This is a genomic window from Streptomyces sp. NPDC056160 (genome assembly GCF_042268205.1).
Taxonomy (GTDB): domain Bacteria; phylum Actinomycetota; class Actinomycetes; order Streptomycetales; family Streptomycetaceae; genus Streptomyces.
In genome coordinates this window covers 21,351-27,550 of sequence record NZ_JBHJUW010000100.1, presented here as the reverse complement: position 1 = coordinate 27,550, position 6,200 = coordinate 21,351, and the positions used below count along the sequence as shown (strand labels likewise).

The following is a 6,200-nucleotide window of genomic DNA, read 5'->3' as shown; positions in this document are numbered from 1 at the left end:
GCCGGCGGCCCCCCCCCCCCGCGCCGGGGGGGGGGGGGGGGGGGGGGGGGGGGGGGGGCGCCCCCCGGGGGGGGGGGGGGGGCCCCCACCCCGGTCCAGATGTCGCCGTCCGCCGGGTACGGCGCGGCGTCCTGGGTTGCGCCCGCCGCGGGGCCCGTCCCGGGCTTACGGTCCCGTCCCGGTGGGACAGGGCTCCGCCCCGGCACCCCGGTCTCCCACCGGCGGGCTGAGAAGGCCCCCTTTCCTTGGGCCCCGCCCCGGCCCCCTTGTCCCCCGCGGGCGGGATGAGAGCGCACCCCTCCCCGGGGCTCCTCCGCGCCGGGGCCCGGTCTCCCACCCACCCACCCGACTCGGTAGGGAACGAGTCACCCTCCCGGGGCTCCGCCCCGGACCCCACGCGGGAACTCCGCCCCCCCCGCACCCCCAGCGGGGCTCCGCCCCTGCACCCCAGCACGACACAGGCCCAGCACCCAGCGCAGCGCGTGCCCTGCACCCAAGCGCAGCGCGGGGCCGGCGCCCCGGCAGGGCTCGGGCCGGCACCACGGCGGAACGGGAGCCGACACCACGGCAGGGATCAGGCCGGCGCCCCGCGAGGCGAGGAGCGGGACCCCGGCGGACTCGGGACGACACCCCGGCCCGACGCGGGCCGGCGTCTCGGCAGGGCTCGGGCAGTGACCGGCAGCGGGGTTCGTGTAGCCGACGAGCACGGTCGGGCAGCCGCATACCCCCGGACGCTCCGCGTCGGGCCACGTGGAAGGGGTGTGCGGGGAAGGGGTGGGACCCGCTACGATGCCTGTGTGCCGCGGTCACCCGACCAGCGGCGCGCGTTGTGTGCGGGCGTAGCTCAATGGTAGAGCCCCAGTCTTCCAAACTGGCTACGCGGGTTCGATTCCCGTCGCCCGCTCCAGACGACTCAGGGCCAGGTCAGAGGATCAATCCTCCGCCTGGCCCTGATCTGTTCCCGGGGCTGTGTTCAGTCCGGCGTGTCCCCCGCGTGCCCCTTCGGACGCCGCCCCTTGTCGACGAGGCCGCTCACCGCGTCGGCGATGAGCCGATCACGCTCGGCGCTCGCGTGCTGGTAGATCAGCGCGGCACGTGCGGTGCTGTGGCCCATGCGCGCCATCAGCTCCCGAGTGCTGGCGCCGGTCGATGCGTTCGCGATGGCGCCGAAGTGGCGGGAACTGGCTGACCGGCTGGCCGAGCAGATCAGGAGGGGCGACTACGCCCCCGGCCAGCAGTTGCCGCACATCCGGGAGCTTGTGGACGCCGGCGAGGGCTCGAAGTCCACCGTCCACGCCGCCTACAAGGCACTGGAGGCGGAAGGCCTGGTCACGTCCTCACGGGGACACGGCACAGTCGTACGGCAGCAGCTCCCACTGAAGCGTCTCGGCATCGCTCGCTACGACAAAGCCAAGTGGCGGGACGGCGACGAGGTGGCATTCATCGCGGACCGCGTGGCCTCTGGCCGGGGCTACCGACGCAATGAGCAGACCCAGACCGTCAGTCGCGTTCAGGCGTCGCCCGAGGTCGCGGCGGCGCTCGGCGTCCCGGAGGGTGCCGACGTGTACGCACGCGCGCGATTGGTCAAGGAAGGCGACCAGCCCACACACACCCTGACCAGCTATTACCGCCCGGAGCACGTTGAGGGCACACGCTTGGTCGACCCCACGCCGGGACCGGCCGGCCGGGGCGGCGGGTACCGCGTCCTGTATGACGCCGGGTACGAGATCGATCACATGAAGGAAGAACTCTCGGCCCGTGCCGCGACCCCGGACGAAGCGAAGTTGTTGCAACTACCCCCAGGGGAACCCGTCGTGGAGTTGCACCGGACCACGTACACCGCCTCTGACACAGTGGTCGAGTTCGCCATCGGCGTGCACGTCGCCTCACGCTTCGCGTGGGAGTACGACTTCAAAGTGCCGGACTCAGCCCGAGACGGGGAAGCGCAGAAGTGATCTCATCGCAAGATTGGGCCGACACGCGGCGCCTGTGGGAATACCACCAGATGGGCCACTCCGTGCGGCCATGCTCCGTAGCGATCGGGTTGGGTAGTCACGACCTGGGGGTGGCCGACACTGCGGCCGATCTCTACCGGCGCGGCATGGCGCCCTTGCTCGTGTTCACCGGGGCCACGAGTCCCACGACGAGGGAGCGGATGCCCCGAGGGGAAGCCGTGCACTACCGGGAACGGGCGCTGGAACTCGGCGTCCCTGACTCCGCCATCCTCGTGGAGCCGCGGGCGCGCAACACGGGTGAGAACATCCGCTTCTCGCGAGCCGTGCTGGAGGAGGCCGGCGTTGATGTGGCCTCCGTGCTCCTGATCAGCAAGCCATACGAGGAGCGGAGGGCGTACGCCACCGCCCGCAAACTCTGGCCCGAGATCGAGATCATCAGCGCATCTATCCCGATGTCGCTGGACGAGTACGTCGACTCCATCGGTGACGCCCGATTGGTGATTGACATGCTCGTGGGCGCGCTTCAGCGACTGCTGATCTACCCGGAACAGGGTTTCATGATCAGCCAACACGTACCAGCCGACGTCCTCCAGTCGTACGAACGCTTGCGTCAGCGCGGCTTCACCAGCCGACTCCTTCGGAGCGACGCGGCCTCTTCCTGACACCACCGAGGCACCCTGCCCAAACCGCGCCGTGCCGAGCGAGCTGTTACAGGTTTCTCTACCTCATCAAGCCCCGGCTGCGCTCCGCTCCGCCGGGCGCGCTCCCGGCTCCGCTGCGGGCGCCGCTCCTGCCTCCGGCCCGCTCCGCCCGCGCTGCGCCGACGCGCGCCCACATGTGGACAGGGCCGGTAGCCATGAGTCGAGGACCGTAGCGCATCCGCCGACGGGGGCCGGTTGGCTCCGAGACTTTAGGCAGCCACCATGGGGCGAGCCTCGAAGATCATGGCCCCAACGTCGTGCTTTAACGGGCAGGTCCACAGACTGCCCGACGCGCCGGAAGCTTACGGGGCCGTGATCACTCGCCCCATGGCAGCTCCAGCCCAAAGTCTCGGAGCCGACCTCTCGCCGTCGTCAGCAGTACGGCGGCGGGGAGGAGAGGGAGGGGGAGTAGGGGGAGGAGGTGCGGGGCCGTCTGTGGGCCGTGCGAGGCGAACCGACGTTGACAGATGATGACAACTAGTCGCCGGATCTTCGCTGGTCAGAAGGCAGAAGACACGGAAGCGGCGCACGTGGGAGACTTGGCGCATCACTTCCAGAAGAACTGATCGAGGGCCGCATGCGCCCTTGTTGCTTGTCTTCAGGACGGGCCGTCGGCGTCATGTAGACGCTGCGGAACTGCTCAGGCTTCATGGTGCTACCAGGGCGACCGCGGATCCCGGCGGTCACTCGGGGTCTGCTCGGGCAGGTCATGGCCCTGGTCCGTCCGGCGGAGGTCTCCCGGGTACGGCGGAAACTCCTCGGTAGGCGGAGCTGGCTGATGGAATCGCTCCGTGCGCGGGAGAGGTACCTCTACCAGCCTGCCGTCATGGATCATCCATAGGCCGAAGCAATCGTCGTCCTGGTCGTGGATCAAGACCTGGACACTTTCCGGGCGGGGCCACGGCAATGACTCCAAGTGCCGCAGCAGTCCAGACCGCGATCTCATCCGTTCGAACTCTGTGGCCCAACCGATGCCGAAGGAGCCGCCCCAGTGGCCCTCTATCGGCACGAACCGGCCTCGCCAGGTGCGTGTCTCGTCATCCCGGGTGAGTGGCTCCATGACCTCGTCTGCACCAAGGGCCAACACGATGACCTCTGCGAATCTGCTCATGCCGGAGTATCGTCGCGTGTCCTGAGTCTGCTGCAACCGATTTTGCAGGCCAGGCGGGCCGGGAATGGCACCGAAAACCCGAGACAGCGGGAGAAGGTCGAGTGTGCCCCCGCCGTGCCCGATCGAGCAGCGACCGGCGGGGAACACCGGGGAACGGCGGTGAGCGTCCCGGGGACGCGCAGGTCACCGTCTCGCCAGGTCAGCTCCCACCCGCGTACGCAATCTTCCAAACTGGCTACGCGGGTTCGATTCCCGTCGCCCGCTCTGTGTGGCCAGGGGCCAGGTCCGGGGAGTGATCCTCGGGTCTGGCCCCTCGGTGTTTCCGGAGCCGGGCGGCCGGGGCCGGTCCGGGCCGGGGGCGCGGGCCGCCCGGCTCAGAAGTTGATCGAGTCGCCGGCTCAGAAGTTGATCGAGTTGATCGTGTCCGCTATCGAGTTCATGAAGCGGTTGATCGACGGGGCCATGCCGGTGGAGGCGAGGAAGAAGCCGAAGAGGACGGCGACGATGGCCGGCCCGGCCTTGATGGAGCCCCCTCGGAGCAACACCACCAGGATGATCGCCAACAGCAGCACCACTGACAGTGAAATGGCCACAACTGATCACACCTTCGGTTGGTCCGCTCTCCCGGCCCGGGGCGCCAACCCCACGCCCCCGCTGGAACCATCGTGCCACCAACACGGCTCCGGTATGCCGTGCCTGACGCATCATCGGTCAGGACCGTGACACGCACCCCGGGCATCCCAGGGCCGGCGCCCCTGCCGTGCGAGGTCCCGCGGGGTGTCCCGGGACGCTTCGGCGCGGTCGCCGGGCGGTGGGCCGTGGCGACTCGCCGGGGAATTCGGTGATTTCGTTTCGATGTCCGCACATGTCGTTCGCAGGCAATTCGAATTGCCGTCGCCGAACGGTGCTCCGGGCGTCAACTCGCCGTGAACGATCCGGACATCGAGGCTTCCTGTCGGCGGCCACGATGTGGCGGGGGCCACCCTGTGGTCGGGTATTCCCGGGCGAATCCGGGGCAGCCGCTGCGCAGAGCCGGGATCGCCGTCGGAGGTTCCGCGAAAACCGCACGGACGACGCTAAGGTGCCCGAGATGTTCCACACTGCCTCCTCCCCCGGCCAGAGCAGAACACCCCTCCCCCTGGCGCAGTCCCAGGCCCCCGGTGCGCCGGTCGAGCACAGACCGGGCGAGGGTGCGGGCCGGCCCGGAAAGCAGCGCGATCCGTTCTTCGACAATGCGAAGTACCTCGCGATCGTGCTGGTGGCGTTGGGGCATTCCTGGGCTCCGGTGATGAGCGGGAACCGGTTCCTCGAAGGCGCCTACAACGTCGTGTACGTCTTCCACATGCCGGCGTTCGTCATCATCTCCGGTTTCTTCTCCCGTGATTTCGATCTGCGGCCGAGCAGGCTGAAGCGGCTGATCACCGGTGTCGTCGTGCCGTACGTCCTCTTCGAGACGGCGTATTCACTCTTCCGTGTCTTCGTCGGGGGTTCCGGCGACCATGCCGTCAGTCTTCTGTCGCCCTGGTACCTGACCTGGTTCCTGTGTGCCCTGTTCATCTGGCGGCTGACGTCGCCGGTGTGGAAGCTGGTACGCCACCCCCTGCTCGTGTCCCTCGGGATCGCGATGCTGGGCTCGGTGTCCCCGGCCATGGGGGGCGTGCTGGACCTTCCGCGTGTCCTGCAGTTCCTGCCCTGCTTCGTGCTGGGGCTGTGCCTGAAGCCCGCGCACTTCCGGCTGGTGCGCCGTCGCGCCGTGCGGGTGCCGGCGCTCGCCGTGTTCGCGGCGGCGCTGGCCCTGGGCTGGTGGACCGCGCCGGGCGTGAACACCGCCTGGATGTACCGCAACGGGGCCGCGCAGGACATGGGCGCGCCCTGGTGGGCCGGGCCGGTCATGGTGCTGGTGACGTTCGCGGGCGCGGTGCTGCTGACCGGCTGTTTCCTCGCGCTGGTGCCGGGGCGCCGGATGTGGTGCACCGCGCTCGGCGCGGGCACGCTGTACGGCTATCTGCTGCACGGCTTCGTGGTCAAGGGCGTGCTGTACGCGGGATGGTTCGAGGCGTCGTGGCTGCACACTCCGCTGGGCGCGCTGCTGGTCACCGTGGTCGCCGCGGGCGGCGTCACCCTGCTGTGCACCCCGCCCGTGCGCCGCGTCTTCCGGTTCGCCGTCGAGCCGAGGATGGAGTGGGCGTTCCGGCGCGACACCGCTCGGCCCGGGGGCGGGCGTCCCGGTGGGACGGGGTCCGAAACCGCCACCGGCGCGGAGGCCGGGGCCGGGGCGACCGGGGCCGGCACGACCGGGGCCGGGGCCGGCACGACCGAGGCAGGGACCGGGGCCGGGGCAGGGGCCGGGACGAGCGAGGCAGAGACGACCGGGACCGGGCGGGCGGCGGTGATGGCGCGCTGAACCGGCGTTCCGCCCCGGCCGGTGGGGCT

The 6,200-nt window shown here is 70.2% G+C and carries 5 protein-coding genes and 1 tRNA gene; 4 read left to right on the top strand and 2 right to left on the bottom strand.

What is annotated here, in order from left to right:
• Window positions 1-833 precede the first annotated feature (833 nt).
• Window positions 834-907 (top strand) — tRNA-Gly (locus ACFC02_RS29690).
• A 66-nt stretch (window positions 908-973) separates the two neighbouring features.
• Here ACFC02_RS29690 and ACFC02_RS29685 read toward each other — a convergent pair.
• Window positions 974-1,114 carry an integrase gene (locus tag ACFC02_RS29685; RefSeq protein WP_376363774.1) on the bottom strand — a complete coding sequence of 47 codons (141 nt, stop codon included), beginning with the start codon at window positions 1,112-1,114 and terminating at the stop codon, window positions 974-976.
• Window positions 1,115-1,160: 46 nt separating this feature from the next.
• On the opposite strand from ACFC02_RS29685, the gene ACFC02_RS29680 reads away from it, so the two are divergent.
• Both ACFC02_RS29680 and ACFC02_RS29675 read left to right on the top strand, forming a co-directional pair.
• Window positions 1,161-1,955 carry a GntR family transcriptional regulator gene (locus ACFC02_RS29680; protein ID WP_376363789.1) on the top strand — a complete coding sequence of 265 codons (795 nt, stop codon included), beginning with the start codon at window positions 1,161-1,163 and terminating at the stop codon, window positions 1,953-1,955.
• Window positions 1,952-2,617 (top strand): YdcF family protein, encoded by a 666-nt coding sequence (locus ACFC02_RS29675; protein WP_376363771.1) that lies wholly within the window; start codon window positions 1,952-1,954, stop codon window positions 2,615-2,617. The genes ACFC02_RS29680 and ACFC02_RS29675 overlap by 4 nt, the downstream gene beginning before the upstream one ends.
• A gap of 1,548 nt (window positions 2,618-4,165) precedes the next feature.
• Here the strand turns inward: ACFC02_RS29675 and ACFC02_RS29670 are convergent.
• Window positions 4,166-4,360, bottom strand: coding sequence for a hypothetical protein (locus tag ACFC02_RS29670; RefSeq protein ID WP_037854478.1), 195 nt, complete (start codon window positions 4,358-4,360; stop codon window positions 4,166-4,168).
• A 497-nt stretch (window positions 4,361-4,857) separates the two neighbouring features.
• On the opposite strand from ACFC02_RS29670, the gene ACFC02_RS29665 reads away from it, so the two are divergent.
• Window positions 4,858-6,171, top strand: coding sequence for an acyltransferase family protein (locus tag ACFC02_RS29665; protein ID WP_376363767.1), 1,314 nt, complete (start codon window positions 4,858-4,860; stop codon window positions 6,169-6,171).
• The last annotated feature ends 29 nt before the right edge of the window (window positions 6,172-6,200 follow it).

Excerpts from the sequence above, each read along its gene's own strand:
- ACFC02_RS29685 (WP_376363774.1), bottom strand. The coding sequence starts at position 1,114 with ATGGGCCACAGCACCGCACGTGCCGCGCTGATCTACCAGCACGCGAGC.
- ACFC02_RS29680 (WP_376363789.1), top strand. The coding sequence starts at position 1,161 with ATGGCGCCGAAGTGGCGGGAACTGGCTGACCGGCTGGCCGAGCAGATC.
- ACFC02_RS29665 (WP_376363767.1), top strand. The coding sequence starts at position 4,858 with ATGTTCCACACTGCCTCCTCCCCCGGCCAGAGCAGAACACCCCTCCCC.